The organism is Kitasatospora sp. NPDC059088 (assembly GCF_042738155.1).
Classification (GTDB): domain Bacteria; phylum Actinomycetota; class Actinomycetes; order Streptomycetales; family Streptomycetaceae; genus Kitasatospora.
Genome location: NZ_JBHYGR010000008.1, coordinates 118,791 through 143,998, shown reverse-complemented (window position 1 = coordinate 143,998; position 25,208 = coordinate 118,791). Strand labels below are relative to the sequence as shown.

The 25,208-nt window shown below is 72.5% G+C and carries 38 protein-coding genes; 22 read left to right on the top strand and 16 right to left on the bottom strand.

Annotated elements, in window-relative coordinates:
• Positions 1 to 113 precede the first annotated feature (113 nt).
• Entirely contained in the window at positions 114 to 893 is a 780-nt protein-coding gene (locus ACFWXO_RS06445; protein ID WP_380398397.1) for an HAD-IIA family hydrolase, read from the bottom strand.
• A gap of 197 nt (positions 894 to 1,090) precedes the next feature.
• Here ACFWXO_RS06445 and ACFWXO_RS06440 point away from each other — a divergent pair, with 197 nt between their 5' ends.
• Entirely contained in the window at positions 1,091 to 2,167 is a 1,077-nt protein-coding gene (locus ACFWXO_RS06440; protein WP_375883258.1) for a Gfo/Idh/MocA family oxidoreductase, read from the top strand.
• Positions 2,168 to 2,251: 84 nt separating this feature from the next.
• Here ACFWXO_RS06440 and ACFWXO_RS06435 read toward each other — a convergent pair whose 3' ends face one another.
• A complete protein-coding gene (locus ACFWXO_RS06435) occupies positions 2,252 to 2,674 on the bottom strand; it encodes a type II toxin-antitoxin system VapC family toxin (RefSeq protein ID WP_375883256.1) in 423 nt (140 codons plus the stop codon).
• On the bottom strand, positions 2,667 to 2,951 hold the full coding sequence (locus tag ACFWXO_RS06430) for a type II toxin-antitoxin system prevent-host-death family antitoxin (RefSeq protein ID WP_360240707.1): 285 nt from the start codon (positions 2,949 to 2,951) through the stop codon (positions 2,667 to 2,669). The genes ACFWXO_RS06435 and ACFWXO_RS06430 overlap by 8 nt, the downstream gene beginning before the upstream one ends.
• Positions 2,952 to 3,079: 128 nt before the next feature.
• Here ACFWXO_RS06430 and ACFWXO_RS06425 point away from each other — a divergent pair, with 128 nt between their 5' ends.
• The 5 genes from ACFWXO_RS06425 (at position 3,080) to ACFWXO_RS06405 (ending at position 6,663) form a co-directional block, all read left to right on the top strand.
• Positions 3,080 to 3,490: a WXG100 family type VII secretion target gene (locus tag ACFWXO_RS06425; protein WP_380522576.1), complete on the top strand. Its 411-nt coding sequence runs from the start codon at positions 3,080 to 3,082 to the stop codon at positions 3,488 to 3,490.
• A gap of 3 nt (positions 3,491 to 3,493) precedes the next feature.
• The gene (locus ACFWXO_RS06420) at positions 3,494 to 4,933 is read left to right on the top strand and encodes a hypothetical protein (protein ID WP_380522575.1); all 1,440 of its coding nucleotides are present in this window, start codon (positions 3,494 to 3,496) and stop codon (positions 4,931 to 4,933) included.
• A gap of 412 nt (positions 4,934 to 5,345) precedes the next feature.
• The gene (locus ACFWXO_RS06415) at positions 5,346 to 5,474 is read left to right on the top strand and encodes a hypothetical protein (protein ID WP_380522574.1); all 129 of its coding nucleotides are present in this window, start codon (positions 5,346 to 5,348) and stop codon (positions 5,472 to 5,474) included.
• Between the two features lie 91 nt (positions 5,475 to 5,565).
• Entirely contained in the window at positions 5,566 to 5,859 is a 294-nt protein-coding gene (locus tag ACFWXO_RS06410) for a DUF6412 domain-containing protein (RefSeq protein ID WP_380398388.1), read from the top strand.
• Between the two features lie 111 nt (positions 5,860 to 5,970).
• Positions 5,971 to 6,663, top strand: a complete 693-nt coding sequence (locus ACFWXO_RS06405; protein WP_380522573.1) for a YidC/Oxa1 family membrane protein insertase — start codon at positions 5,971 to 5,973, stop codon at positions 6,661 to 6,663.
• Positions 6,664 to 6,684: 21 nt separating this feature from the next.
• On the opposite strand, the gene ACFWXO_RS06400 is transcribed toward ACFWXO_RS06405, so the two are convergent.
• Together ACFWXO_RS06400 and ACFWXO_RS06395 are read right to left on the bottom strand one after the other, a co-directional pair.
• Positions 6,685 to 7,374, bottom strand: coding sequence for an HAD family hydrolase (locus ACFWXO_RS06400; protein WP_375883249.1), 690 nt, complete (start codon positions 7,372 to 7,374; stop codon positions 6,685 to 6,687).
• Between the two features lie 34 nt (positions 7,375 to 7,408).
• Positions 7,409 to 8,065 carry an NUDIX hydrolase gene (locus ACFWXO_RS06395; RefSeq protein WP_380522572.1) on the bottom strand — a complete coding sequence of 219 codons (657 nt, stop codon included), beginning with the start codon at positions 8,063 to 8,065 and terminating at the stop codon, positions 7,409 to 7,411.
• A 299-nt stretch (positions 8,066 to 8,364) separates the two neighbouring features.
• Between ACFWXO_RS06395 and ACFWXO_RS06390 the strand changes: the two genes are divergently transcribed.
• Both ACFWXO_RS06390 and ACFWXO_RS06385 read left to right on the top strand, forming a co-directional pair.
• On the top strand, positions 8,365 to 9,132 hold the full coding sequence (locus ACFWXO_RS06390) for a CDP-alcohol phosphatidyltransferase family protein (protein ID WP_380522571.1): 768 nt from the start codon (positions 8,365 to 8,367) through the stop codon (positions 9,130 to 9,132).
• 143 nt (positions 9,133 to 9,275) lie between these two features.
• Positions 9,276 to 9,845 carry a hypothetical protein gene (locus ACFWXO_RS06385; protein WP_380522570.1) on the top strand — a complete coding sequence of 190 codons (570 nt, stop codon included), beginning with the start codon at positions 9,276 to 9,278 and terminating at the stop codon, positions 9,843 to 9,845.
• A gap of 3 nt (positions 9,846 to 9,848) precedes the next feature.
• Here the strand turns inward: ACFWXO_RS06385 and ACFWXO_RS06380 are convergent, their stop codons facing one another.
• Positions 9,849 to 10,256: an ArsR/SmtB family transcription factor gene (locus ACFWXO_RS06380; RefSeq protein WP_380522569.1), complete on the bottom strand. Its 408-nt coding sequence runs from the start codon at positions 10,254 to 10,256 to the stop codon at positions 9,849 to 9,851.
• A gap of 110 nt (positions 10,257 to 10,366) precedes the next feature.
• Here ACFWXO_RS06380 and ACFWXO_RS06375 point away from each other — a divergent pair, with 110 nt between their 5' ends.
• Positions 10,367 to 11,356: a zinc-binding alcohol dehydrogenase family protein gene (locus ACFWXO_RS06375; protein ID WP_380522568.1), complete on the top strand. Its 990-nt coding sequence runs from the start codon at positions 10,367 to 10,369 to the stop codon at positions 11,354 to 11,356.
• Positions 11,357 to 11,396: 40 nt separating this feature from the next.
• On the opposite strand, the gene ACFWXO_RS06370 is transcribed toward ACFWXO_RS06375, so the two are convergent.
• The gene (locus ACFWXO_RS06370) at positions 11,397 to 11,759 is read right to left on the bottom strand and encodes a hypothetical protein (RefSeq protein ID WP_380522567.1); all 363 of its coding nucleotides are present in this window, start codon (positions 11,757 to 11,759) and stop codon (positions 11,397 to 11,399) included.
• A gap of 195 nt (positions 11,760 to 11,954) precedes the next feature.
• Between ACFWXO_RS06370 and ACFWXO_RS06365 the strand changes: the two genes are divergently transcribed.
• The gene (locus tag ACFWXO_RS06365; RefSeq protein WP_380522566.1) at positions 11,955 to 12,803 is read left to right on the top strand and encodes an NAD(P)H-binding protein; all 849 of its coding nucleotides are present in this window, start codon (positions 11,955 to 11,957) and stop codon (positions 12,801 to 12,803) included.
• A gap of 70 nt (positions 12,804 to 12,873) precedes the next feature.
• Here the strand turns inward: ACFWXO_RS06365 and ACFWXO_RS06360 are convergent, their stop codons facing one another.
• From ACFWXO_RS06360 to ACFWXO_RS06345, 4 genes are all read right to left on the bottom strand, one after another.
• The gene (locus ACFWXO_RS06360; RefSeq protein ID WP_380522565.1) at positions 12,874 to 13,428 is read right to left on the bottom strand and encodes a GNAT family N-acetyltransferase; all 555 of its coding nucleotides are present in this window, start codon (positions 13,426 to 13,428) and stop codon (positions 12,874 to 12,876) included.
• 197 nt (positions 13,429 to 13,625) lie between these two features.
• On the bottom strand, positions 13,626 to 14,393 hold the full coding sequence (locus ACFWXO_RS06355; RefSeq protein ID WP_380522564.1) for a DUF5995 family protein: 768 nt from the start codon (positions 14,391 to 14,393) through the stop codon (positions 13,626 to 13,628).
• Between the two features lie 117 nt (positions 14,394 to 14,510).
• Positions 14,511 to 14,723 (bottom strand): DUF4287 domain-containing protein, encoded by a 213-nt coding sequence (locus ACFWXO_RS06350; protein ID WP_375883225.1) that lies wholly within the window; start codon positions 14,721 to 14,723, stop codon positions 14,511 to 14,513.
• Between the two features lie 68 nt (positions 14,724 to 14,791).
• Positions 14,792 to 15,457, bottom strand: a complete 666-nt coding sequence (locus ACFWXO_RS06345) for a DUF998 domain-containing protein (RefSeq protein WP_380522563.1) — start codon at positions 15,455 to 15,457, stop codon at positions 14,792 to 14,794.
• Positions 15,458 to 15,550: 93 nt separating this feature from the next.
• Between ACFWXO_RS06345 and ACFWXO_RS06340 the strand changes: the two genes are divergently transcribed.
• From ACFWXO_RS06340 to ACFWXO_RS06330, 3 genes are all read left to right on the top strand, one after another.
• Complete coding sequence (locus tag ACFWXO_RS06340; RefSeq protein ID WP_380522562.1) at positions 15,551 to 16,174, top strand: TetR/AcrR family transcriptional regulator; 624 nt, start codon at positions 15,551 to 15,553, stop codon at positions 16,172 to 16,174.
• Positions 16,175 to 16,330: 156 nt separating this feature from the next.
• Positions 16,331 to 16,837: a SigE family RNA polymerase sigma factor gene (locus tag ACFWXO_RS06335; RefSeq protein WP_380522561.1), complete on the top strand. Its 507-nt coding sequence runs from the start codon at positions 16,331 to 16,333 to the stop codon at positions 16,835 to 16,837.
• An 11-nt stretch (positions 16,838 to 16,848) separates the two neighbouring features.
• Positions 16,849 to 17,301, top strand: a complete 453-nt coding sequence (locus ACFWXO_RS06330; RefSeq protein ID WP_380522560.1) for a cellulase — start codon at positions 16,849 to 16,851, stop codon at positions 17,299 to 17,301.
• Positions 17,302 to 17,372: 71 nt separating this feature from the next.
• Here ACFWXO_RS06330 and ACFWXO_RS06325 read toward each other — a convergent pair whose 3' ends face one another.
• The 3 genes from ACFWXO_RS06325 to ACFWXO_RS06315 all read right to left on the bottom strand — a co-directional run bounded on the left by ACFWXO_RS06325 (position 17,373) and on the right by ACFWXO_RS06315 (position 18,776).
• A complete protein-coding gene (locus ACFWXO_RS06325) occupies positions 17,373 to 17,783 on the bottom strand; it encodes a hypothetical protein (protein ID WP_375883211.1) in 411 nt (136 codons plus the stop codon).
• A gap of 352 nt (positions 17,784 to 18,135) precedes the next feature.
• A complete protein-coding gene (locus tag ACFWXO_RS06320; protein ID WP_380522559.1) occupies positions 18,136 to 18,408 on the bottom strand; it encodes a hypothetical protein in 273 nt (90 codons plus the stop codon).
• Positions 18,405 to 18,776, bottom strand: a complete 372-nt coding sequence (locus ACFWXO_RS06315; RefSeq protein ID WP_380522558.1) for an ATP-binding protein — start codon at positions 18,774 to 18,776, stop codon at positions 18,405 to 18,407. The genes ACFWXO_RS06320 and ACFWXO_RS06315 overlap by 4 nt, the downstream gene beginning before the upstream one ends.
• 216 nt (positions 18,777 to 18,992) lie before the next feature.
• Here ACFWXO_RS06315 and ACFWXO_RS06310 point away from each other — a divergent pair, with 216 nt between their 5' ends.
• The 5 genes from ACFWXO_RS06310 to ACFWXO_RS06290 all read left to right on the top strand — a co-directional run bounded on the left by ACFWXO_RS06310 (position 18,993) and on the right by ACFWXO_RS06290 (position 20,755).
• Entirely contained in the window at positions 18,993 to 19,850 is an 858-nt protein-coding gene (locus ACFWXO_RS06310) for a Scr1 family TA system antitoxin-like transcriptional regulator (RefSeq protein WP_380522557.1), read from the top strand.
• A gap of 3 nt (positions 19,851 to 19,853) precedes the next feature.
• A complete protein-coding gene (locus tag ACFWXO_RS06305) occupies positions 19,854 to 20,039 on the top strand; it encodes a DUF397 domain-containing protein (protein ID WP_380522556.1) in 186 nt (61 codons plus the stop codon).
• A 110-nt stretch (positions 20,040 to 20,149) separates the two neighbouring features.
• Complete coding sequence (locus ACFWXO_RS06300) at positions 20,150 to 20,335, top strand: DUF397 domain-containing protein (protein ID WP_380522555.1); 186 nt, start codon at positions 20,150 to 20,152, stop codon at positions 20,333 to 20,335.
• A gap of 24 nt (positions 20,336 to 20,359) precedes the next feature.
• Positions 20,360 to 20,545: a DUF397 domain-containing protein gene (locus ACFWXO_RS06295; RefSeq protein WP_375883195.1), complete on the top strand. Its 186-nt coding sequence runs from the start codon at positions 20,360 to 20,362 to the stop codon at positions 20,543 to 20,545.
• A gap of 24 nt (positions 20,546 to 20,569) precedes the next feature.
• Positions 20,570 to 20,755: a DUF397 domain-containing protein gene (locus ACFWXO_RS06290; RefSeq protein ID WP_380522554.1), complete on the top strand. Its 186-nt coding sequence runs from the start codon at positions 20,570 to 20,572 to the stop codon at positions 20,753 to 20,755.
• 228 nt (positions 20,756 to 20,983) lie between these two features.
• Here ACFWXO_RS06290 and ACFWXO_RS06285 read toward each other — a convergent pair whose 3' ends face one another.
• Complete coding sequence (locus tag ACFWXO_RS06285; RefSeq protein ID WP_380522553.1) at positions 20,984 to 21,484, bottom strand: hypothetical protein; 501 nt, start codon at positions 21,482 to 21,484, stop codon at positions 20,984 to 20,986.
• A gap of 295 nt (positions 21,485 to 21,779) precedes the next feature.
• Here ACFWXO_RS06285 and ACFWXO_RS06280 point away from each other — a divergent pair, with 295 nt between their 5' ends.
• From ACFWXO_RS06280 to ACFWXO_RS06270, 3 genes are all read left to right on the top strand, one after another.
• Positions 21,780 to 22,205 (top strand): DUF6210 family protein, encoded by a 426-nt coding sequence (locus ACFWXO_RS06280; RefSeq protein ID WP_380522552.1) that lies wholly within the window; start codon positions 21,780 to 21,782, stop codon positions 22,203 to 22,205.
• 117 nt (positions 22,206 to 22,322) lie between these two features.
• Positions 22,323 to 22,733 carry a VOC family protein gene (locus ACFWXO_RS06275; RefSeq protein ID WP_380522551.1) on the top strand — a complete coding sequence of 137 codons (411 nt, stop codon included), beginning with the start codon at positions 22,323 to 22,325 and terminating at the stop codon, positions 22,731 to 22,733.
• 97 nt (positions 22,734 to 22,830) lie between these two features.
• Complete coding sequence (locus tag ACFWXO_RS06270) at positions 22,831 to 23,706, top strand: hypothetical protein (protein ID WP_380522550.1); 876 nt, start codon at positions 22,831 to 22,833, stop codon at positions 23,704 to 23,706.
• A gap of 13 nt (positions 23,707 to 23,719) precedes the next feature.
• On the opposite strand, the gene ACFWXO_RS06265 is transcribed toward ACFWXO_RS06270, so the two are convergent.
• Positions 23,720 to 24,463 (bottom strand): DUF6193 family natural product biosynthesis protein, encoded by a 744-nt coding sequence (locus ACFWXO_RS06265; protein ID WP_380522549.1) that lies wholly within the window; start codon positions 24,461 to 24,463, stop codon positions 23,720 to 23,722.
• A 207-nt stretch (positions 24,464 to 24,670) separates the two neighbouring features.
• On the opposite strand from ACFWXO_RS06265, the gene ACFWXO_RS06260 reads away from it, so the two are divergent.
• Positions 24,671 to 25,069 (top strand): hypothetical protein, encoded by a 399-nt coding sequence (locus tag ACFWXO_RS06260; protein ID WP_380522548.1) that lies wholly within the window; start codon positions 24,671 to 24,673, stop codon positions 25,067 to 25,069.
• The last annotated feature ends 139 nt before the right edge of the window (positions 25,070 to 25,208 follow it).

The window sequence follows — 25,208 nt, the reverse complement described above, 5'->3', positions numbered from 1 at the left end:
GGCGCCGTGTCGCGCGCCGGGGTGCTCGCGCGCGCGCTCCACTACCGGGGGTTTGAGCCGCCCGCCCCCCGGGGGGGGGGGGGGGGGGGGGCCCCGCGACTGCACCGCAGAGGTTAGACCAGCTCGACCAGGTCCGCGATCGACGTGACCACCCGGGTCGGCCGGTACGGGAAGCGCTCCACGTCGCCGGCGGAGGTCAGGCCGGTGAGCACCAGGATGGTCTCCATGCCGGCCTCCATGCCCGCGACGATGTCGGTGTCCATCCGGTCGCCGATCATCACGGCGGTCTCCGAGTGGGCGCCGGCGGTGTTGAGCGCCTCGCGCATCATCAGCGGGTTGGGCTTGCCGACGAAGTACGGGTCCACGCCGGTGGCCTTGGTGATCAGGGCCGCGACCGAGCCGGTGGCCGGCAGCACGCCCTCGGTGGAGGGGCCGGTCTCGTCCGGGTTGGTGCAGATGAACCGGGCGCCCGCGTTGATCAGGCGGATCGCCTTGGTCAGCGCCTCGAAGGAGTAGGTCCGGGTCTCGCCGAGCACGACGTAGTCCGGGTTGTTGTCGGTCAGCACGTACCCGGCCTGGTAGAGCGCCGTGGTGAGGCCGGCCTCGCCGATCACGTACGCGGTGCCGTTCGGGCGCTGGCTCTTGAGGAACTTGGCGGTGGCCAGGGCCGAGGTCCAGATGCACTCCTCCGGCACCTCCAGGCCCATCCCGGCCAGCCGGGCGCTCAGGTCGCGCGGGGTGTAGATGGAGTTGTTGGTGAGGACGAGGAAGGGCTTGCCGGACTCCCGCAGCCGGCGGAGGAACTCCTCCGCCCCGGGGATCGGCGTGCCCTCGTGGATGAGGACACCGTCCATGTCGGTCAGCCAGGACTCGATGGGCTTGCGGTCTGCCACGTGCGTGTCTCCCGGAATGTTGCAAGTCTTGCGGTGGGGCCCTGACGCGCCACAGCCTAATCCGCACGGATGGCAGGGGACAGAACGTCCCGTCCAACGGGACGCGACGGCCGACGGACGGGCAGCGGGAGCAGCGGGGAGCAGCGGGGAACCGGGAAACCGGGAGCAAAGGGGCACCCCGTGATTGAGTGGGCCGTATGAACCCGCTGACCGCCCCCCGCCCCCTCCGCGTCGGCCTGATCGGCTACGGCCTGGCCGGCTCCGCCTTCCACGCCCCGCTCATCGCCACCACGCCCGGGCTGCGGCTGGACGCCGTGGTCACCGCCAACCCGGAGCGCCGGGAGCAGCTGCGCCGCGAGCACCCGGACGCCCGCGCCGTCGACACCCCCGAGCAGCTGCTCGCCGACCCGGACGCGCTGGACCTGGTGGTCGTCGCCTCGCCCAACCGCACCCACGCCCCGCTGGCCCGCGCCGCCCTGCGGGCCGGCCTGGCCACCGTGGTGGACAAGCCGCTGGCCGGCACCGCCGCGGAGGCGCTGGAGCTGTGCCGGCTGGCCGAGGAGCGGGGCGTCCTGCTGTCGGTGTTCCAGAACCGGCGCTGGGACGGCGACTTCCTCACCGCGAGCCGACTGGTGCGCGGCGGCGCGCTCGGCCGGGTGCACCGCTTCGAGTCCCGGTTCGAGCGGTTCCGCCCGAAGCCCAAGCCGGGCTGGCGCGAGCTCGCCGACCCGGCCGAGGTCGGCGGCACCCTGTACGACCTGGGCAGTCACCTGGTCGACCAGGCGCTCACCCTGTTCGGGCCGGTCGAGACGGTCTACGCGGAGATCGACGTGCGGCGGGACGGCGCGGTGGTGGACGACGACGCCTTCGTCGCCCTGACCCACGCCTGCGGCACCCGCTCGCACCTGTGGACCAGCGCCATCACCCCGCTGATCGGCCCCCGGCTGCGGGTGCTCGGCGACACCGCCGGGTACGTCAAGCACGGCATGGACCCGCAGGAGGCCGACCTGCGGTCGGGCCGCCGCCCGGACGGCACCCACCCGTGGGGCGCCGACCTGCCCGAGCACCACGGCACCCTGGGCAGCGACGGGTCCGAGATCTCCCTGCCCACCGACCCGGGCGACTACCCCGCCTTCTACGCCGGCATCGCCGCCGCCCTGGCCACCCCCGGCACCCCGCCCCCGGTCGACCCGCGCGACGCGGTGGCCACCCTCACCGTCCTGGAGGCCGCCCGCACCTCCGCGGCCACCGGCCGCACGATCCGGCTGGGTTGACCACCTCCCGGCGGCGGCGGGCGCGGCGGGCGCGGCGGATGCGGCGGATGCGGCAGGCCGAGGCCGTGGCGGCCTCGGCCGCCCTCACACCCCGATGACCTCCACCGCCGAGCCCAGCCCCCGGAAGTCCGCCACGTTGCGGGTGTACAGCGGCAGCCCGTGGGCGGAGGCGACGGCGGCGATCATCAGGTCGATCCGGCGCGGGCGCGGCTGCCGTCCGGCGGCGATGGTCAGGGTGACGAGGGTCCCGTAGCGGGCGGCGGCGGCCGCGTCGAAGGGCAGCGGGTCGAAGTCGGCCATCGCCGCGCCGAGCACCTCCAGCCGGGCCGCCCGGCTGATCGGGTCGCGGGCCATCGAGACGCCCTGCTGGAGTTCGGCGAAGGTGATCGCGGTCAGCTCCGGCACGGCGGGCAGGTCCCCGGGGCTGAGCAGCGCCAGGTCGATGTACACACAGGTGTCGAGCACCCCGGCGGGCCGCCGCCGGGACGCCCTCCGGCGCTCAGCCACGCCGCCGCTCGAACGGGTCGTCGCCCTCGTCCCCGACGAGCTCCTCGGGCCCGAAGTACTCCTCGGCCTCCTTGCGCATCTCCTGGTAGTCCACCCGCGGCAACTTCACGTGCCGCGCCACCAGCTCCTCCGCCGTGAGCCGCCGCCGCCCGGACACCGGCCGCAGCTCCGCGACCTCGACCCCGTTCCTGGTGATGTGGAAGGTCTCACCGGCCTCCACCGCGTCCATCACCGCGGCGGAGTTGTTCCGGAACTCCCGCTGGGTAATCGTCCTCATGTCTTCCACGGTAGCCCCGCGTAGCACCGACGGCTACACCCCGCGCGTTCACGGATTCACGCCTCGCCGCCCCGGTCGATCGGCTACGTTCGAATACCGATCGAGCACGCAGAGGGGGGCTCCCCGTCATGACCGGCACCGACGAGAAGGACCAGAACCCCTGGCTTTACGGCCAGGACGCTCCACCGGCGACCGTCCTGCCCCGCCCCACCGGTCCGTGGGCGGGCACCGTCGGCGCGGGCGCCCCCGTCCTCGTACAGCCGGGTGTGCTCCAGCAGACCGCCGGTGAAGCGCGGCGGCTACGTGGCGAGCTCAAGTCCTCCGTCACCCGCGTCGAACCGGACACGGCGGCGGCCGTCCAGGCCTTGGCCGAGGGGTGGGCCAGCGGGCCGGCCCTGTCCCAGGCGCTCACCTGGTGGAAGGCCCGCTGGACCAGCCTCGACAACCGGCTCGGCCTGACGGCCGACCGTCTGGACGCCACGGCACGCAGCTACCACGCCACCGACTCCTCCACCGCCACCGCCTTCAAGGGGCCGTGAACCATGGTGTCCTTCACCCAGCTCCGCTCGGCGTCCTTCGAGTTGCTCGACCACGCGGGCGACACCTGGACCGGCCTCTCCGGTCATCTGGAGCACCTCGCCGGCCAGGTCCGCTCGGGAGTCCTGCACCCGCTGACGGGTGGGAGCGGCGGGCCCTACGCCCAACCGTCCGACAGCCGGCCCTGGACCGGTGCGGCGGCCGACGAAGCGACCCGGGAAATCGGTTTCCTGGCCGACGAGTTGGCGGCCTTCCACTTCGAGGCCCTGGCTGTCTCCGCGGCTCTGCACCGCGCCGGCAGGAGCTTCGCCGAAGCCAGGAAGAAGCTGCTCCGCGCGATCGGCGACGCGGAGGCCCTGGGCGCGACCGTGGCCGCCGACGGCTCGGTCACGCTGCCCGCTCTCTCCCGCGAGGAGCGGAACGACCCCGAGACGGTGGCGTACCAGAAGCGGAAGTGGGACGAAGTCCAGCAGTACGTGCAGGTCATGACCGCGGCCGTGACGGCGGCCACCGAGGCAGACGGTGCCGTGGCCGCCGCCCTGCGCGCGCTCGACCCGGAGGAGGTCGACCCGGCGACGCATCCCGGCGGGCTCGGCAACGCCCGGGGGGACCTGGAGACGGCTGCGGGCATGCCGAGCAACCCCGGCGACCTGAAGGCGTGGTGGGCAGCCCTCGACCCCGCCGTACGGGCCGGGCTGCTCGCCTCCGACTCACCGAAGCTGGTCGGGGCGGGGATCCTGGGCCCGACCGACTACGAGTGGTCGAAAGCGGACGAAGGCGCCGGGCCGTGGAAGGTCCGGGAGCCGGGCCTGCACGAGCAGAACGTCCGGGCGACGGCCCTCGCCCTCGTCGCCGGCGGCTCACTCGTCGGCTACCCGGATGCCTCCGTCAACATGGCGCACTACCTGGACGGCACCGGCACGCCCCTCACCGTGGATGTCGACCGCATGCTCGGCGACGACGCCGGCTTCAAGGCGGACGCGGGCGTCCAACTGGCCGCCAACACGGCCCAGTGGCGGCAGGCCGCGTTGGACGCGTTCGAGAAGTCGGGAGGGGCTCCGGTCTCGGTCCCCGTGGAGAGCCCGGTCGCCCACCGCACGTTCGGTGACCGCAACTGGTACCTGGCGGTCGGGAGTCATCCGTACCTCACGTCCGGGGTGGTGACGGCCGTCCCGGGGCCGGACGGGAAGCCCCGGGTCTCCCTGCAGTACCAGGTCAATGTCTGGGACCGTTACAACTGGGACCCGGGCAAGAGCACGCCGATCGCCGGTACGGACGTCACGGACGCCGACATGGCGAGCCTGCACCGGACCGGGCTGGCCAAGGAGTACGACATCGTCGGCAGGACCCGGCCGGTCACCGTCCGGCTCGACGACGGGGAGGGCGGTCCCGTGAGCGGCACCGACTTCCAGGGGGCCGGGGGGCCGCGCGGGGCGAGGCCGTGAGGCGGGGGCGGTGAGGCGACGGCAAGGACGGACGCTCCTTCTGGGTGTCCTGCTCCCGTTGGTTCTGGTGGTGGGCGCGGTGGGGGGCCTGTACTGGTTGCGGGAGTGGGACCGGAATCCGGCGGCGGACGGTGGACGGCCCGGGGCGTGGATGGCGGTCACGGCGGAGCGGGTCACGGAGTTCGCACGGGTGCAGCCGCCGGCGTCGGCGGGTGAGCTGCGGTGGGCGTACCGGCAGGGGTTCCAGGACGACTCGGCGTTCCTGTCCTTCCGGCTGCCTCCGGGAGAGGAATGGGGGTTCCTGAACGGGCTGGGGATCCCGGTGAGTCCGGGCGCCGGGACAGACCTCGGGACCGGTGTGTCGGAGGGGTTCCGTCAGGCGGGGGCGCCGGACCCGAAGGCGGCGGGGGCGTTGCGCCACGGTTCCGTCGTCGCCGGGCCGCTGCCCGGTCACGGCAAGCGCCTCGCGGAGTCGGTCTGGCTGACGGTGGAGGCGGACGGCGCGACGCGGGTGTGGGTGCACGCGGTGGATGCTCCGTGAGGAATTCCCCTGTACCGCGGGGACCCGGGAGGTCGTAGGATCGTCGTGCTGAACGTCCGGAACCGGGAAGACATCGAGAGGGGGGCCCGCCGTGGAGTTCGTCGCGATGGTGCTGGGCCTGCTCCGGGTGTTGACCGGGCAGTTGGTGACCGAGGGCGGCGGGCTCGCGTCCGTCGCCGCCGTGGCGGCGATGGTCCTGGTGGCCGGGGCGGTCGCGGGGGCCCTCGCCGGGGCGCGGTTGTTGGGGGCACGGGCCCCGGCCGCGGTGCGCAGCGGGGTGCTGCGACGCCGGGCGTTCCGTACGGCGTTCCTTCCGCAGCGTGATCCGGACGCCCGGGGCAGGCGACGCCCCAGGGCGCCGGGAGCGGCCCCGGCGGCCGCGTAGTCCCGCAGTTCTCCCGTACGGTGCCCGCGTTTCCGCGGCTGCCCGTACCTTCTTCGCGGCCGTCCTCCGCCGATCACTCATGTTCTGAGACCCCGGAGGGCTCGCTTCACCATGTCCGTCCTGTCTGTTCTCGACCCGGCCGTCACCGTCGCCCACGCCGCGGTCGCCACCCTCGCCCACGCCCTGCCGACGGCACTGGCGATCGTCCTGTTCGTGCTCGCCGTGCGGCTCTGCCTGCACCCGCTGGCGCGGGCGGCGGCGCGCGGGGAGAAGGCCCGCTCGAAGCTGGCGCCGAAGGTCGCCGCGCTGAACGCGAAGCACAAGAAGAACCCGGAGAAGGCGCGCGAGGCGCTCGCGGAGCTGTACCGGGAGGAGCAGGTCTCGCCGTTCGCGGGCTGCCTGCCGATGCTGGTGCAGATCCCGTTCTTCTCGGTGATGTACCGGCTCTTCACCACCCCGAACGACCTGCTGGACCACACCCTGTTCGGGGTGCCGCTGGGCCTGCACGTCGGGAACGCGCAGGGCGCCGGACAGTTCGCGGTGTTCGGCCTGCTGTACGCCGGGCTGGCGGCGGTCGGGTACGTCAACTACCGCCGGGCCCGGCGCGCGGCGGCCGCGCAGACCACCCCGCAGCCGGGGGCGGCGCTGCTGCCGTACCTGTCCTTCGCGTCGGTGGTCTTCGCGATGCTGGTGCCGGTGGCCGCCGCGCTCTACCTGCTCACCACCAGCGTGTGGTCGGCCTCCGAGCGGGCCTGGCTGTACCGCGGCACGGGGCAGGTCCCGGCGACGGCGCTCGCGGTCTAGGTCTGGAGCCGGCGCGTTCGCTCAGAAGTGGCGCAGCAGCTCAGGGAAGGTCGCGAGCTGCAGCGTCGCCTCGTCCGGGCCGAGGTCCTCGTGCTCCAGCACCCAGGTGTGCTCGTGCGGGATGAAGACGGTGCGCAGGCCGGCCCGGCGGGCGGGGGCGATGTCGGACTTGGGCGAGTTGCCGATCATCCAGGTGCGGTCCGGGTCGAGGCCGAGCTCGGCGGTGAGCTGCCGGTAGGTGTCGACGGACTTCTCGGCCACGATGTGGATCCCGCCGAAGTGGTGGTCGATCGTGGAGGCCGTCACCTTGGCCTGCTGCTCCTCCTGGTCGCCCTTGGTGAGCAGGAGGAGCCGGTGGCGGCCGGCCAGGGTGGCGAGGGTGTCGGCGACGCCGGCGATCAGTTCGACCTCGCCGCGCCGGGTGAGCGGGGTGAGCAGCTCGTCGATCCGGGCGAGCTCGGCCGCGGTGGGGGTGCGGTCGCCGTTCAGCTGCCGCAGGCAGTCGGCGAGGCTCTGCCGGAAGACGGTGGCGCCGTAGCCGAGGGCGGCCACGTTGGCGGCCTCGATCCGGTCGAACAGGGCCCGGGCGCCGTCGCGGCCCTCCGGGGCGGCGGCCCAGTCCAGGAAGCCGTCGATGACGCGCTCGAAGAGGACGTTGTTCTCCCAGAGGGTGTCGTCGGCGTCGAAGATGAGGATCTGGTCGGTGTGCATCAGGGGTGGGGTCCTTGGGTGAGGGCGGCGTGGTTCAGCCGAGCAGGCGGGCGGCGCGGTCGAGGGTCTCGCGGAAGTTCTCCTCGGTGGTCCGCTGCCGGGCCTCCTCGATGCTCAGCCACTCCAGCGGGGAGGCCGGGTTCTCCGGGCGGGCGTCGTCCGGGCGGTCGGTGGCGAGCAGGAAGCGCAGGTCGGCGTGCTCGTGGGCGGGTTCGACGGGTGAGGCCGGGACGGGCACCACGGCGAGGTGGACGAGGGTGGCGTCGGGCCAGGGGGTGAGGTCGGTGAGGCCGGTCTCCTCCAGGCCCTCGCGCAGGGCGATGTCCAGCGGGAGGGTCTCCCCCGGGTCGCCGTGGCCGCCGACCTGGAGCCAGGCCTGCTGGCGGACGTGCCAGCGCAGCAGCACCCGGCGGGTGGGCGGGTGGACGATCAGCGCGGAGGCGGTGAAGTGCAGCGGGGTGCCGCGGTCCCAGACGTCGGCGGCATCGGCTGCGTCGGCGGCATCGGCAGCGTCGGTGTCGTCGGAGGCGGCGGCGGCGGCAGCAGCAGCGGCGGAGGCGGCGACCAGGGCGGTCGCCCTGGCGTGGTCGGCGGTCTCGACCGGGCCCTGCGGCCGGTGTCCGGCCAGGAGCCGGGCCAGGTCGGGGCTCTGCGGGTCGGGGCCCTGCGGGGCGGTGTCCGTGGTCACCATGGTGCTGGACTCTCCTCGTTCCGCCCTCGGGGCGCGTCCGCTCCGCCCCGCGCCGGAGCGCCGCGCACCGGACCGCGTCACGCCGGGCGGCGTCGCGCGGAACGGCGTCAACGGGCTTGCGGGGACGGGCGATCGGGCCCGGGGGCTCCGGTTCCGGTGAACCCGCGAAGCCTAGCCCGGGGGTGTTCGGGCGGCCCACCGGTTTTCCCGGACGCCGGGGGCGTACCGGCTGGTCAGGCGCCCCCTCCGGAGGCCGTAGCCTGTGGTGATCGTTTCGGGACAGGTGGAGGGATGTCGTCATGGTGGCTGCTCCGGCGCTCGCCGAGCTGCGCGAGGTGTGCCAGCCGCAGGCCAAGTTGCAGAGCCGCAACGGTGAGCACTGGGCGGGCCGGCTCTACATGCGGGCGCTCTCGCTGCGGACCACCCGTCAGCTGGTGCGCACCTCGGTCTCGCCGAACACCCTGACCTGGGTGATGGTGGTGTGCGGGGTCGGCGGCGGCGCGGCCCTGCTGGTCCCGGGCCTGACCGGCGCGGTGCTCGCGGCGGTGCTGTTCCAGCTGTTCCTGCTGTTCGACTGCGTGGACGGCGAAGTGGCGCGCTGGAAGCGCCAGTTCAGCATGGCCGGGGTGTACGTGGACCGGCTGGGCGCCTACCTGGCGGACGCCGCGCTGATGATCGGCGCGGGTGTACGGGCGGCGCGCGGCGGCTCGGAGCTGTGGGTGTCGGCGGGCCTGGCGGCCGCGCTGGGCGTCGTCCTGCTCAAAGCCTCGACGGACCTGGTGGACGTGGCCCGGGCGCGCAGCGGGCAGGCGCCGGCGGACGAGGAGTCCACCCAGCCGCGTTCCCAGGGCATCGCGACGGCCCGTCGGCTCGCCTCGGTCTTCAAGATCCACCGGGTGACGAACGGCATCGAGGCCTCGCTGGTGCTGCTGGCGGCCGCCGCCGTGGACGCCGGACTGCACAACCTGGACGCCACCCGGTGGACGCTCGCCGGGATCACGGTGATCACCTGGGGGATGGTGGTGGCGCACCTCGCGTCGATCCTGTCGTCGTCGCGGCTGCGCTGAGACCACCCACCGGCGACCGCGGCGGGGCTGCGGTAGGGCTGCGGCAGGGCTGAGACGCCCCTCCCCCAGCCGGGGGAGGGGTCCGGCGCAAGCCCGCCGCCGAGCGGACGCGGCACCACCGGCCCGCACCGGAGGGTGGGGCCATGACGACGCCGCAGCCGACCACCGCCCCCCGCACCACTGCCGCTCCCGACTCCACCGCTCCTGCCGCCGCGGCCGTTCCCGCCCCGCCGCGCTGGGCGGTCCGGGCCGCCCACGCGGCCGCGGTGACCGCGCTGCCGGCCGGGCTGTGGCGGCTCGGGCTGACCCTCGGATGGCACGGCGGGTACACCGACGCGGGCTACCACGCGGTGGGTTTCACCGGTCGGGACGCGGTCTGGCCGCTCACCCTGAGCGTGCTCACCGAGGCGCTGGCGCTGCTCACCCTGGGCCTGGTCCGGCCGTGGGGCACGGTGCCGCCGCGCTGGGTCCCGCTCCTCGGCGGGCGGCCGGTGAACCCGCGCCGGGTCGTCCTGGCGGCCTCGCTGGGTGCGGCCGGGCTGACGGCGCTCTGGACGCCGTTCCTCGCCTGGTGGACGGTGTCGCACCCGGACATGACGCCGCGGGGGCACCTGCTGGTCGGCTTCCTCTACCTGCCCGCGGCCGCCTGGGGCCCGCTGCTGGCGGCGGTCACCGTCTCGTACCACCGCCGGCACCGCGCGGCCGCCGCCTGACTCCTAACCGTGCCAGGCCGGTTCGGCACCGGGCTCATCTCCGAGCTCTTCTCCGGGCTGCTCTCCGAGCTCTTCTCCGGGCTCATTGCGGGCGAGCGCGGCCAGGACGGTGTCCAGCAGCCCGGGGAAGCGCCGTTCGAGGTCGACCGTCCGCAGCGCGGAGAACCGGCGGTTGGCCTCCTCGCGCTGGCTGATCACACCGGATTCGCGCAGCACCTTGAAGTGGTGGCTGAGCGTGGAGGGCGCGACGTCCACCGGGAAGGTGCCGCAGGCCCGTTCGGGTTCGGCGCGCAGAACCCGGACGATGGTCATCCGGGTGGGGTCGGAGAGCGCGTGGAGGACGTCGTACAGGTCGATCTCCTCGACCGCGGGGTGGACGAGCGCCGGCCGGCGGCGGGTGCTGCGCGACATCTTCCTACCTCCTCTGATCTGCGATGTTCGACAAACGCCGAAACGCGGTGGTACCACTGTGCCACGGCAATTTCGTCGTTCGTCGAACATCGTAGTCGAGGGGGACCGACATGCGCGCACTGGTGATGACCGCACCCGGTGGAGCCGAGAACTCCGAGATCCAGCAGATCGAGGCACCGCGACCCGGCCCCGGCCAGGTCGCGATCGACGTCGCCTGGGCCGGACTGAACTTCGTGGACGTGATGGCCCGCCGCGGCGACGGCGGCTACACCGCCGAGTGGCCGTACCTGCCGGGCAAGGAGGTCGCCGGTACGGTCCGGGCGCTCGGCGAAGGCGTCACCGGGCTCGCCGTCGGCGACCGGGTCGCGGCCGCACCCGTCGGCGGCGGACTCGCCGAGGTGGTGCTCGCCGACGCCGTCCTGACCCTCCCCGTCCCGGACGGGCTGGCGCTCAGCGCGGCCGCCGCCGCCCCGCTCGGCCTCGCCACCGCCGTCCTGCTGCTCACCGACGCGGGCCGGCTCACCGACGGGGACAACGTCCTGGTCCACTCGGCCGGCGGCGGGATCGGCAGCGCCGTCGCCCAGCTCGTCCCGCTGCTCGGCGGCGGGGGCGCCCTGATCGGCACGGTCGGCCGCCCGGAGAAGGCCGCAGCCGCCGTCGAACTCGGCTACCACCACGCCTTCGCCCGCGACGAGAAGCTCGCCGACGCCGTCCGCACCGCCACCGACGGCCGGGGCGTCGACCTCGTGCTCGACCCGCTCGGCACCGCCGCCCTGGACCTCGACCTCGCCGTCACCGCGCCGGGCGGCCGGATCGTCCTGTTCGGCAACGCGGGCGGCGGCGAACTCGGCGACCTGCCGCCGCTCGGCCGGCTGATGGGCGGCAACCTCTCCGTCACCGGGTTCAGCCACCGCAGCTACGCCGCCACCGCACCCGAACGCCTTGCCCGGGCCATCCGCACCACCCTCGACCTCCAGGCGCACCGCGGCCTCACCGTGCCGCTCACGGAGCTCGCGGACCTGGAGGCCGTACCGGCCGCCCACGACGCGATGCAGGAGCGGCGGGCCACCGGCAAGTACGTCGTGCGGGTGGGCGGTTGACCGTTCGCACCGACCAGGCAGGTCGATCCGGCCGGGCCCGTCAGACCGTGAGCACCGCTCCCGGATCGGCGTGCCCGACCGGGCCGGCGAACCGGGACGCGGCGCGGGCCACCGCCTCCGCCTCGCACGGCAACAGGTCGCCGTCGGCGGCCAGTCCGGTGAGCGCGGCGCGGGGCGCGGTGTCGCCGGAGTAGACCATCGAACGGCCGCCGGCGTCCGCCCGGAGCGCGAAGGCCGGCATGCCGGGCGGACCGTGGAGCGGGATCGGCGCGGCGAGCCGCACGTCCGCGGACAACGCGCCGTGGCAGGCGGTGAGTAGGTCGGCGCGGTGGTCGGCGTGCAGGTGCGAGATCCAGATCGCGTCCAGCCCGTCCAGCCCGTCCAGCCGGACGTACCGCTGCAACCCGCACGGAAAGCCAACCGGTCGGGCGGTGCGATGGTCGGGCGGTGCGATGGTCGGGCCGCACAGGTGCGTCGAGGCCGGGGAGCGGTGTTGACAGACCCGGGTCGTCATCACCCACTCTCCCGCAGCGGACGGCTCGTGGTCCGGGGCCGCGCGAGGGGAATAGGCCGGTCCGGTCGGGCAGTTGGGCCCGGCATGACCAAGGTTCTGGTGATCGGCGCGAACGGCAGTGTGGGCAGGCACGTGGTGGCCTCACTGGTCGAAGGCGGGCACGGGGTACGGGCGTTGGTGCGGAACCGGGCCACGTCCGCGCTGCCCGCCGGGGTGGAGGTCGTCGAGGGCGACCTGGCGGAGCCGGAGAGCCTGACGGCCGCGCTGGACGGCGGGGTGCACGGCGGGGTGGACGCCGTCTACCTGATGTGGCCCGGGATCCCGGTGCAGCCGCGGGTGGTCGAGCTGATCGCCGAGCACGCCGAGCGCGTCGTCTACCTCTCGACGGACGTACCGGACCTCACGGACGACGAACCGGCCGTGATCTTCCACCAGGAGATCGAGCGGCTGATCCGCCACTCCGGCACGGCCTGGACCTTCGTCCGCGCGATCGACTTCGCGGGCAACGCGCTCGGCTGGGCCGACCAGGTCCGCACCGGCGTGGTCCGCTGGCCGTACGGGCGGGCGCGCCGCTCGCTGGTCCACGAACGCGACATCGCGGACGTGGCCGTCCGGGCGCTCACCGAGGACGGGCACGACGGCAGGAAGTACCTGGTCACCGGCCCCGAGTCGCTCGCCCACGCCGCGCTGGTGGGGATCATCGGCGAGGAGCTCGGCACCGAGGTCCGCTGGGAGGAGCTGGCGCCGGAGGTGGCCCGCGAGCAGCTGACGGCGGCCTGGGGCAACGCGGCCTTCGTGGAGTCCCGGCTGCGGGCCTGGGAGTCGTTCACCCGCGAACCGGAACGGGTGACGGACACGGTCGAGCAGGTGCTCGGCCGCCCGGCCCGCAGCTTCCGCTCCTGGGTCCGGGAGCACGCGGACGACTTCCGCTGACGGCGGGCGGCGGGCGGCAGCCAGGCGGGGAAGCAGCCAGGCGGACAGACGGACAGACGGACAGCGAACCTCAGCCCCGCTCGACCGCCAGCTCGATCTCCCGGTGCGTCGCGTCCCCCGGCACCGGCACGGAGACCCCGGAGCGGCGGAAGCCGGCCCGCAGGTACATCGCCTTGGCACGGGCGTTGTCCTCGTGGACGAACAGCCGGACCCGCTGGACCCGGGGCTCGGTGAGCGCCCAGGAGCAGTCCTGGGCGGCCCGGATCAACTCGTGTGCCAGGCCGGTGCCGCGCGCCTCGGGGCGGACGTAGACCCCGACGACGTGGGTCTGCGGGACGCTGACGACGTCGCCGCCGAGGGCGCCGTCCCCGCCGGGCCGCTCGACCAGGACGGTCATGCTGCCGAGCCAGCGGCCGTCCGCGGCCTCGGCGACGAGCTGGTGCACCGCGTCGCCCTCGGCGGCTCCGGCGGTGCGCTCCTGCCAGAACTCGTCCGGCTTGGCGGCGGCGTTCTCGTAGGTGTCCAGGAAGGCGATGCCCGCGACCGGGTCCTGCAGCGCGGCGAGGCGGAGCTCCTTGACCCGCTCCCACTCCTCGGCCCGTACCCGTCTGATCACTGTGCTCATCGCATGATCGTCAGCGGTGCGGCGCCTCCGCGCAACCCCCTTTCCACCTCCGCCCCGAGGAGCGCCCGGCTACCGCCGCCCGGTCGTCCACCGGTCGTCCACCGGCCGCCGCTCCCTCCGCACCGCAGACCGCGGCCGCCCGCCCACCTCACCGTTACGGGGAGGCGGCGGGCGGCCGCGGCCGGCGTCCGATCCCGTCAGGCGGCCGGCGGCGGGATGACCGGGACGAGGATCACCCTGCTGGTGGCGTTCACCGAGCCGACCATGCCGGTGAGCACGATCTGGTACTTCATCGGGTTGTTGCGCGCGTTCCACAGCTGGGTGGCGTTGAACCAGGCGACCTCGCGGGCGGTGGACATGCTGAACGCGCTGACCGCGTGCTTGAGCTGCTCGGCGGGCGCGGTGGCGACCTTGACGAGCTGTAACTCGAACTCGGCCCGGATCTCGGCCTCCACGCTCGCGAGCAGGTCGTTGACCTTCTCGAAGTCCTCGTGCACCGGCGGGTTCTCAGGCGCGGTGCCGCGCTCCTGGCAGGTCTCGACGACGGCGAGGGCGAGGTCGTGGTTGATGTGGGCGTTCATCCCGGCCAGCGCGAACTGGATCGGCCAGATGACCCGGTTGCCGCGCACGTCGAACAGCGGCTGCCAGGAACCCTCGACCTGGCGTCCGGCCTTGGCGGCCTCGACGTTCTGGAGGTAGTGCCCGGCGAAGATGACGTCCATCCGCTCCAGGAAGGCGCCGTCCTTGAAGGTGCCCTCGGTGACGTGCTGCTTCACCAGCTTGGTGACTTTCAGGTATACCCGGTTGAAGCAGGCGACGCCGTCGCGCGGGTCGAGTTCGCGGTCGATCTGCTCCATGCGGGAGATCACTTCGTCGATGGTGGCCGGGAGTTGGGTGGTCATGGCGAGCCTTCCGTGCGACGGGTCGGTGCGGATGCCGAACAACTCCGAACGCCGAATGGTCACGGAGCGTGGCAGTGCAGCACGAAAGGTAGTGCACGGACGAAGGGAATCCCCGGAAGCCGCACCCACCTCGCCCCACGTCACACGACAGCAGGCAGCGGGCGGCAGGCAACGACCCGGTCAGCCGGCCGTGCGCTCGGCGAGGGTGTGGGCGACGAGCGCGTTGGCGTGGCCGTGGCCGAGGCCGTGCTCACCCTTGAGCCAGGCGACGAGCTCCATGTGCTTGGTGAGCGGCGAGCTGCGGATCAGGCCCTGCCACTCCTCGACCGGGCGGCCATACTTCTTCTCGATCGCGGGGAAGTAGCTGGCGGGGCCTTTGACGGGGGTGGTCATCGCGCGGGTGTCCTGTTCTCTACTCGGGTTGAACGTAGCTGTTCTGAGGTGACGTCACTGCTCGGACGCTAGCGGTCGGCACCGACAAGGGCGCCGGCCCGCAGGATCGCCGCGGTGAGGGCGAGGAGGCCGAGGCCTGCGCCGAGGGTGAAGGCGATGACGGTGGCGCCGGAGCCCGCGAAACCGGCCAGGACGCCGACCGGGACGATGCGGAGGGCGAGGGCCCAGCCGCGCTCGCCGCGCGCGGCGAAGTGCCGGGCCAGGGCGAGGAAGGCGAGGCAGAGCGCCAGGTAGCCGAGGGTGCCGCTGAGCAGGTGGACGGTGCCGTGGCCGCTCAGCTCACCGGGGCCGTCCGGCGTTCCGGCCGGGAAGCCCGCGCCGGGGTCGGCCTTGAAGACCCCGGCGAGGAGGAAGGAGGCCCCGAAGGCGGCGATCAGCCTCGGGGCCCAAGTACCGCCGGGGGTACCGCCGATGGTGCGGTGGAGGCCGACGGCGCCGGCGGCCAGGAGCAGGCCGGTGAGCAGGAAGCTCGCGACCTGGATCCAGCCGAGGTCGCCGAGGCCGAGCTGGCTGATGGCGTTGCGGGAGAAGTCGAAGCCCTGGCGGGTGAGGCCCTGGGCCACTCCGAGGCCGAGGAACAGCGGGCCGGCCAGGGCGCCGCCGACCAGCAGGGCGCGTCGGCCGGTGAACGTGGTGGCAGAGGTGGAAGCGGTGTCGATCACCTGCTGAGCCATGGAAGTCCCCCCAAGGACGTGAGGCCGCCAGAACTGGACTGTCCAGTACTGTTCCGTCCAGAACGAGAAGCCGAGAAGGGGAGGGAGACGAGATTGGAAGCGAACGAGCCCGGCAACCGGTCGGCCCGCAAGCACCAGGCGATCATGGAAGCCGCGACCACGGTCTTCATGGCCAAGGGCTACGCGGGCACGAGCATGGACGACATCGCCAAGCTCGCGGCCGTGTCGAAGCAGACGGTGTACAAGCACTTCGCCGACAAGGAGAAGCTGTTCGCCGAGATCGTGCTCGCCACGACCGGCCGGATCGAGGCCATGATCGACCTGGTGTCCGACATCCCGGCCGACCCGGCCGCCCTGGAGGAGAACCTGGGCACCCTCGCCCGGCAGTTCCTCACCACCCTGACCCGGCCGCAGGTGCTCCAGCTGCGCCGGCTGATCATCGCCAACGCCGACAACTTCCCGGAGCTGGGCGCCACCTGGTACGAGCAGGGCTTCGAGCGGGTGCTCGCCACCCTCGCCGACACCTTCCGACGACTCGCCGACCAAGGCGTGCTCACGGTGGACGACGCGCTGCTCGCGGCGAACCACTTCTCGGGGCTGCTGCTCTGGATCCCGGTGAACAAGGCGATGTTCCACGGCAGCCCGCAGCACACGGACGCCGAGCTCGAGCGCTACGCCGAAGCCGGCGTCCGGGCGTTCCTCGCCGCCTACCGCTGAACCGCGCCGAACCGGGCTGAACCGCGCTGAACCGCGCCGGACCGCGCCGGACCGGGCGCGCGAGTGATCCAGTTCACAGGGAGGGGTGCATAGCGGGCCGGGGGCCAGTGCCTTTCCACAGGTACAGGCGTTCGGAGATCGGAAAGGCGGTGCTGGATGAGGCATGCGCGAGCGGATGGTTTCGATGAGTTCGTCGCGGCCCGCTGGTCCGCGCTGTTCCACCTCGCGCGCCTGCTCACCGGCGGAGACCGGCACCGGGCCGAGGACCTGCTCCAGGAGGGGCTGCTCAAGTTGTGGTCCGCCTGGCCGAAGGTCGCCGCCCAGGCCCCCGAGGCGTACCTGCGCCAGGTCCTGGTGCGCGCGGCGGCCCGCTCGGCCCGTCGGCGCTGGTGGGGCGAACGCCCCACCGAGGAGCTGCCCGAGACGGCCGGCAGCCAGGACCTGGCCGCCGTCGTGGAGGAACGCACCCGCCTGGAGGCCGCGTTGGCCCTCCTGTCGGCCCGCCAGCGGGCCGCGGTCGTCCTGCGCTACTACCAGGACCTGCCCGAGGGGCAGGTCGCCGAGGTGATGGGCTGCCCGGTGGGCACCGCCCGCTCCCTGGCATCGCGCGGGGTGGCGAAACTGCGGGAGGCTCTGACCGAGGTCGGCGAGCCGGTGAGGTGACGGAGGAACCCATGGATGATTTCGAACAGGAGCTGGCACGCATGATGCGCGACACCCAGGAGAACACCCCCTTCGAGACCCGGCACCGCGAGCGCCTCCAGGCCGGCGTGCGGTCCCGCCGCCGCACCAAGGGGGCCCTCATGGCCGGCGGTTCCCTGCTGCTGATCGCGGGGGTCGGCGTGGGGCTGCCCGCCGCCTTCGCCCAGGACCACGCCACCACGGCCCCGGCGTCCACCCCGACCGCCACCCCCACGCCCGCCCCGACGGGGACGCCGACGTCCACCCCGACGGCGACCCCCACGCCGCTCGGCAAGCCCGGGACTTCGACGGGGGCCCCGACGGGAACCCCGACCGGGACCCCGGCCGCTCCGGGCGGCTCCTCGATTCCGACGGGGACGCCCACGGCGCCGGGCGGCTCCCCCGTGACCCCGACGGCCACCCCGACCTACCTCCAGGGCCGATAGGGAGGGGTCGGCCCGGAACCACGGGTGCCCCGCCCTCCGCGGTGGAGGGCGGGGCACCCCGGGCCCAGGCCCTAGAAGTTCGGCTTGAGGAAGCTGCCGAAGGTGTAGGAACCGACGTTCAGCCAGCGCGTCGCATCCAGCACGGCGGGGGCCGCGGAGCTGTTCTTGAGCTGGATCTTCGAGTCCAGGAAGTAGTAGTCCATGCCCTGGGTCAGGCAGTCGGTCCAGACGTAGGTGCCGGCGGCGAGCTTGACGGTACTGCTCACCATCGGGGCCATGTCGACGAAGCCCCAACCGTAGGAGCCGGCCGCCAGGTTGAGGGTCCGGGACGTACAGATCGAACCCAGGTTGCCGGTGTCGTTGATGACCACGGTCTTCGTGTCGTACAGCGTGGCGCCGGTCGCGGAGGCGGACGTCGCGGTGCCGAGGACACCCGCGGCGGCCACGGCCACGGCCGCGACGGCAATCTTCTTGGTGAACATGAGAAGTCTCCCCGTGTCGATGAAGGTGCTTTCGAACTCGCATTGATCGCACTGGAGTTCGCGCGGTCGCAGACTCTTTCAACGGCATGATGGGACGTCAAGTCCCTTGTGCAGCAAGGATGTCGATGCGCCACTTTGGTCGCAGGAGTGTTTACTGATCTTGCGCGCGAGGCCGGGGCGGGCGGGGGTGTGCGTAGGAAGTCGACCGGGCCGACTTCCTACGTACGGGCCGGAATCGGCTACCGAGGGCGGGCGCCACCGGACGGGGGTCGGACGTCGGTCGGTTTGCGCCAAAAGCGGGTGGAGCGGGTTTCGCAGAGCGCGCCGACGAGGGCGGCCAGGAGGTTGATGATCAGGAGCCCGAGCATCGGCGGGGGCCGCCGTCACGGCTGCGCTTGTACTCGCGGAGGAGCGCGAGGAGGTTGATCAGGGTGCTCGCCGGAACGTTGCCGAAGTTCACGAGCCGACGACCGGCCAGGTTGCTCTCGCCCGGGTGGACGGAGGGCCAGAGGAGGCCGAACTCGCGTCCCTCTGTGCGGAGTTCGACGAGGAGTTCGGTGAGCTGGCGGCCGGTGAGGTGGAACAGGGCCGGATCGGCGGGGTGGATCGGGTGGTGGGCGCTCACGCGACACCGTCCAACTCGAACCAGGTGGTCTTGCCGAGCTTCCGGGGGTCGACACCCCAGCGGTGGGTGAGGCCTTCGACGAGCCGGAGGCCCCGGCCGGACTCGGAGCAGGGATCGAAGGGGCGCTGCTCGGGGAGGGCGGAGGAGCGGTCGGAGACCCCGACCCGGAGGGTGTTTCCGCGGAGGAGGATGACGACCGCCGGGGCGGGGGTGTTCGCGTGGCGCCAGGAGTTGACGATCAGTTCGACCATGGCGAGCTGGGCGTCGGAGATGAGGTCCGGGGGCCAGTCCAGGCTGGTCAGGGCCTCGCGGAGGGCGTCGCGGGAGACCGCGAGGGAGGGGAAGGGGGAGTTGAGGAAGTTGCGCACAGGGATCTCCCAGAGGGGAACGGGTGAGATCGACGGATGCGTCGCCGTGAACGAGCCCACTGGACATGGGTGTTCTTCGGAGCCCGAGCGGCGTTACTGACGATCCGTTCGGTGATCGGTGCATCACAGACTGTAGGGCATCAGGCGGTACATGTGCGACCACTTCCAGTACATGTACCCCTAAATGCGGCTGGACTCGCTGTAGCGCCCCAGTAGATGCTTGAGCACATGCCACCTATCCCCAGTGCACGCAAACAGCGGGTTGGCATCGAGCTGAGGAAGATGCGCGATGCCGCCGGTTCGACCACCACAGAGGCGGCCAAGGTCTTCGGCGTGGACCGCACGAAGATCACGCTCATCGAGCAGGGGGCCTACTCGATCACTCCCGAACGAGTGGTCGCCCTTGCACACAAGTACGGAGAGCTCGACACCGAGTACATCGAGGCCCTCGCCACCATGGCCGGCGACAAGGGCAAGGGTTGGTGGGAGGAGTATCGCGGATCCGTTCCGCAAGGCTTTCTCGACATCTGCGAATTTGAGTACCACGCGAAGGGCATGTACTCGTACCAAATCTGCCACCCGCCGGGCCCGATGCAAACGGAGCGATACAGCCGTGCGATCTTCCAGGACGCACAAGTCCGCCTGACACCACGCATCGTCGAGACACGGGTCGAGCAACGAATGCTGCGATCCGAGATGTTGATGGCGAAAGGCACGCATCCCTACACGGCGATCGTCCATGAGGCCGCACTGCGCATGCAGTTCGGCGGCCGCGATGTGGCGCGGGAACAGCTGGACTGGATGTTGGAGTTGTCCCAGCTACCGCACATCACGCTACGAGTGGTCGGCTTTGCTGCCGGAGGCTTCAAGGGGCCCGGTCAAGCCATCTACTACGCGAACGGGGCCGTACCTCGGCTCGACACCGTCAGCTGCGACTCGATGGAGGGTCCGGTCTTCCTCCACATGCCCGACCATCTGGAGGAATACCGCTCGATGGTTGAGCAGATGGCTGACAGGTCGCTTTCGGTCGAGGGCTCTCGCGATCTGATCGCGAAGATCAAGAAGGAGATATAACCGATGGAGAAGCACTCCTGGATCCGCCCCAGTGCATGCGCCAATGCGGGCAACTGCCCAGAGGTGGCCGTCACCCTCGACGCCGTCTACGTCCGCAGCAGCCTGCTCCCCGACGCCATAGCCCAGCTCACCCCAGCCGAGTGGCGCGACCTCGTCGCCGCCATCCGCAACGGAGAGTTCGACGCCTGACCCCCAACCCGACCGGCCGGCCCCGCCGACCAACTCCCGGACCACTCAACTCGATCCGTCCGTCTCCCGCGATGCGATCTCCAGCATCATGAACAGCCTGTGGGGCCCCGGTGGAAGAACTCGTTTGGCAGAAGCCCAGCGCATGCGGCGATGGCAACAACTGCCCGGAGGTGGCCGTCGCCTCCGACGCCGTCTACGTCCGCAGCAGTCTGCTCCCCGACGCCGTCGCGCAACTCACTCCCACCGAGTGGCGCGACCTCGTCGCCGCCATCCGCAACGGGGAATTCGACACCTGATTCCGCGCAAAGGAGACACAGCCCATGGAGAACCGCCCCTGGACTCGCCCCGGTGGTTGCCCCGACGGCTCAAGCTGCCCGGAGGTGGCCGTCACCCCCGACGCCGTCTACGTCCGCAGCAGCCTCCTGCCGGACGCCGTCGCGCAACTCACCCCGACCGAGTGGCGCGACCTCGTCGCCGCCATCCGCGACGGGGAGTTCGACGCCTGATCCCGCACAGAGGAGACACAGCCCATGGAGAACCGCTCCTGGATTCGGCCCGCCGCATGCGCCAATGCGAACGCCTGCCCAGAGGTAGCCGTCACCCCCGACGCCGTCTACGTCCGCAGCAGCCTGCTCCCCGACGCCATCGCCCAGCTCACCCCCGCTGAGTGGCGCGACCTCGTCGCCGCCATCCGCAACGGGGAGTTCGACGCCTGACCCCCAACCCAACCGGACCGCCCGGGCCCGTTTTGGATCATGCACTCTGAGCTGCTAACGTTCTTCTCGTCGCAAGGAACACAGTTCCTCGTCAGGCGTCAGTGGTACTACCAGAGTACGTCCTACTTTCAGTAGGAAGAGTCCGTGCAATCCGGGCCTGGCGCTCCACAGTCGGACGGCCCGGCACCTCGTCACAGGTGCCGGGCCGTTCGCGTTGCCGCCGGCGGCTCAGGCTGCGCTGGCATCCCACAACTGACGCGGGTTGCCGTCGTAGAACCCCTGGAACACGGGGTCGCCGGTCGGGGTGGACTCGATGACCTTCTCCGGATCCTGCTGCAGGGCGATCACGTGCTTGTCACCCACCATGGGAAGCACCCACCACTGGGTCGGAACGTACTTGTTGCACGTCACCACGGCGATCGGGTCGCCGAAGTTCTCAGGCGCCTGGAGGCACTGGCCGACCCGCGCCCTGCTCTCGATCTGGAGACCACCCTGGCTGCCGAAGCGCAGGATCCAGGCCTGGTAGTCCGTGCCGTTGGGCGTCCATGAGACGGCGTTGCCGCCGGTGCTGTTGGCGTCCAGCGCGCCGCCCGTGTCCTCGTTGAAGAAGCGGACGTTCTCCGAGCCCTGACGGGCGGAACTGGCCGAGGCAGGCGCGGCGCCGGCCAGCGCGCCCGTGGCGACCAGGGCGGCGACAGCAACGGTGGTGGCCTTCTTGACGGTGAACAAGGAGCTCTCCCTCTGCGGTGTATCCACGGAATCCCACGACCGGGTGTTCGGTCACGACGGCGAGGCAATCAGCCGCCCAGAGCACCCGCAAGGGCGGTTGATCCAAGTGGAGTCCGCATGCGAATCGAATTGCCCCGAACCGCCGCAGGCACACGGAGCCGTTCGCGTCACCGGAGCCCGCCCGCCGCCGACCGGCCCGCGACCACCTGGGCACTTACCGCACGTTCCTCCGGTTTCTCATCATCCGGACGATCCACCCTCGACCGCCCGCCGCCCGTCGAGCAGACTGCTTGTCATGGACTTACACCGATTCGTGTTCCTCGACCCGGACGGCACAGCGGGCCGCTGGCTGTACGTGGTCGTCGCCGCCCCCACCGGAGTCCACTACCAGCAGCAGTACGGCGGCACCTCCTGCCACCAAGGCGAACTACAGGGCTTCCTGGTCCCGGTGACCGGCCCCGACGGCCTCACCGCACTCCGAACACTCTTCGAGCGGGACTTCCGCGGTGCCGGAACCCAGCACCGCCCCTGGTCCGACGGCGAACTCGACCGGCTCCGGGACGCCCTGCGCGGCATCACCTACTGGGCCTGCGACGGGGACGCCGAGGAACCGCACGAACTGCGGCTCGACGAGGACCGGTTGGCCGAGACCGACGAAGCCTGGGTGCCCGTGCTCACCCCGGACGGCCCCGGCGTCCTGGTCTGGCCCAACTCGGACTGAGGACCGGCCGGACCTGGGCCCGCCGGACTAGGACCGGCGCCCGATGGCACCCGCCCCCGGGGTCCCTAGGCTCGCTGCTGTCCCCGCCCCTCCCCCATCCGCCCAGGAGCCAGAACCGTGCCGGCCGACGCCACCGCCCACGTCCGCATCGCCCGCCCCTCCCGCGACCTCGCCGCCGCCGAGCACTTCTGGGCCGCCGGCCTCGGCCTGGACGTCCTGTACCGGCACACCACCGACGGCACCCCCGACGAGCACTCGCTCCTCATGGTCGGCTGGCCCGGCGCCGCCTGGCACCTGGAACTCGTCCACGACCCCGCGGCCCCCGTCGAACCGCGGCCGACCGCCGACGACCTGCTGGTCGTCTACCTCGGCCGGCCGGTCGACGAGGAACTGATCGAGCGGCTCGAACAGCACGGCGGCAAGCGCGTCCCCGCGCACAACCCGTACTGGGACGCCTGGGGCGTCACCGTCCAGGACCCGGACGGCTACCTCCTGGTGCTCTCCACCCGCTCCTGGTCCAACGCGTAGCCACCGCACCGGCCCCACCCGGCGAGCCCACCCACCACGCGGGCTCGGCGCCCGACCGGGATTCGGGAATGTCGTACCGGAGCGGCACAATCGGCGCATGCCCGAAACCTTCACCGACCTGGGAACTTTCACCGACCTGGGAACCGTCACCGCACCGTCCGGCCTGCTGGTGCTCGGCATGGCCGGCTGGATCGACTTCTGGCCGGAGACCGGCGCGCCCCTCGGCGAACGTGCCCGTGCGGCGACCGCCACCGCGAGCGGCGCCCACCTCCGGGACGGGGACTGCGAGGCCTTCGCCGTCCGGGCCGCCGCCGACCGGCCGCTGCGGGTCCGGGCCACCACCTCGCCGTCACCGTTCGACGAGGAACCGAGCATCGCCACCCTGGAGATCGAACTCGGCCTCCCCTGGCCCGCCGACGCCGACCCGGCCGTCCCGATCCCGCTCGGCGACCTGCCCGTCGACCGCTGCGGCACGGTGATCGGCGACGCCACCACCCTGGAGGCGTGGACGGGACTGGACGGCGAATCCGTCGACGGCCTCGCCGACGTCACCTACTGGGGCCGCCACGAGGACGACGCCCACGCCCACTTCGGCGGCGAACGGATCTTCTGGCACGGCGTCGACGGCCCGCACGGCTGGCTCGACCTCCCGCTCGCCGAGGCCGCCGCCCGCGCCGCCGAACTCACCACCTGGCGCGGCGGCCTCCCCGGCACCGGCGTCGCCGTCGGTCTCGACCCGCACACCGACCACTACCTGGCCGAGCGGGCCGGCTGGGACCACCCGCTGCGCGTCGGTGCGGTCGAGGTCGGCGGCTGCGCCGTACTCGGCATCGGCTGGGACCAAGGCGACCACGCGGTCCGGCACCACGGCGAACGCGGCTGGGGCCAGGTCTACCCGGTCACCCTCGAAGCCGCCCCGGGCGGCGGCACGGTGCTGCGCTGGTCCATCCCGCCGTACGAGGAAGAAGACTGACGAGCGGCGGCCGTCAGGCGTCCTCGTCGCTGCCGAGCACGGCCGGCCCGAGGTCGGCCGGCAGGTGGGCGACGGCCAGCGCGACGGCCTCCGCCGCCGTCCCGGCCTCGGCGACCACGCCGCCGTGCGGGAACCGCCGCACCTGGTACGAGCGGCCGTCGTCCGCGGGAACGATCGCGATCACCGGTTCGGACGGGAAGCCGGTCCGGCCCGCGAGGAGCAGCCTCCCGTGGCTGACGGCCGGGGACAACTGCCGGAGCCTCGGCTCCGCACCGGCCGCTGCGACCAGCAGGCCGAACTCCGTGGACTCCGATTCCCTCAGGGCCCGTTCCCTGACCCAGCGCCATTGCAGCCCGACCACGGCGGCAACCCCGTGCTCATGGGCCTCGGCGAGCTCCGAGGAGGAGAGGAACGGGAACCGCTCGCGCAGCTCCGCGAGGCTCCGGCCGCTCCCCCAGGCCGCGGCGGCCCGGACGACGTCCCGGAGTTCGGCCGTCCACCCCGTGATCAGCTCGGCGCCCAGGCTCCGGCCGGAGACGCCGAAGCTACGCCTCGCGGCGGACAGGTGGACCTGCAGCGGCCGGCGCGCGGGCCCCGAGGGCACCGCGCCCGCCGGGGGCGCGATGCCCGCCGAGGCCGCGTCGCCCCAGGTCCCCGGCACCAGGGTGATGTCCACGGCCAGTTCGGCGGCGGCCGATTCCAGTGCGGCGGCGAGGCTCCCGGCTGCGGCCACGTCCGGGTAGAGATCAGGATTCACCCACCCAGTCTGACGATACGAGTTCCCCGGAGCCAGAAAACGTCCTGATCCGATCACTTCCGAACGAACCGTACGGAATCGGGTTTTCCGCTCTCGGACGCCGGGGTAGTGCGGAGACGTTCGCACTCCGACGATCCCCCGGGACCGGAACGGAGGCGAATCCTCGGAGTTCTCGGAATTCTCGGAATTCTCCCGGAAGGAATCCACATGAACAGGCTCGTCCGCAACGCCCTCGTCACCGTCGTCGCCGCCGGCGCTCTCACCGCCGCCGTCGCACCCGTCGCCATGGCCGCCGACCAGACCCGGACGGCCGGCACCGCCCAGGCCCGGCTCGCCAACCCGAAGACGGTCAAGGCCGCCGCCTACAACCAGGCCCGCAGCACCCTCGCCCAGGCGGGCAGCCAGACGGCCGCCAAGTCCCACCCGGCCCACGGCACCAAGGACGTCCCGGTCTCCTACGGCACCAGCCTGCTCGCCGCCGCCCGCGACGAGTTCCGCGCCGCCGACAAGAACCTCCCGGCCGGCCATAAGAAGTCCGACATGTCGATCCCGCACTACAACGCCATCCACAGCGCGGCCGACACCATGGGCATCACCGTCTGGTGACGGACCCGGCCAGACCCCCGGCCAGACGACCGGCCAGACCCCCGGCAACTCCTCGGCGCGGGGGGGGGGCGGGCACCAGGCCCGACCGGCCGGAGCCCAGAGCGGCGACGCCGCCCGGGGCGGCGGGCGCGCGGCGCGC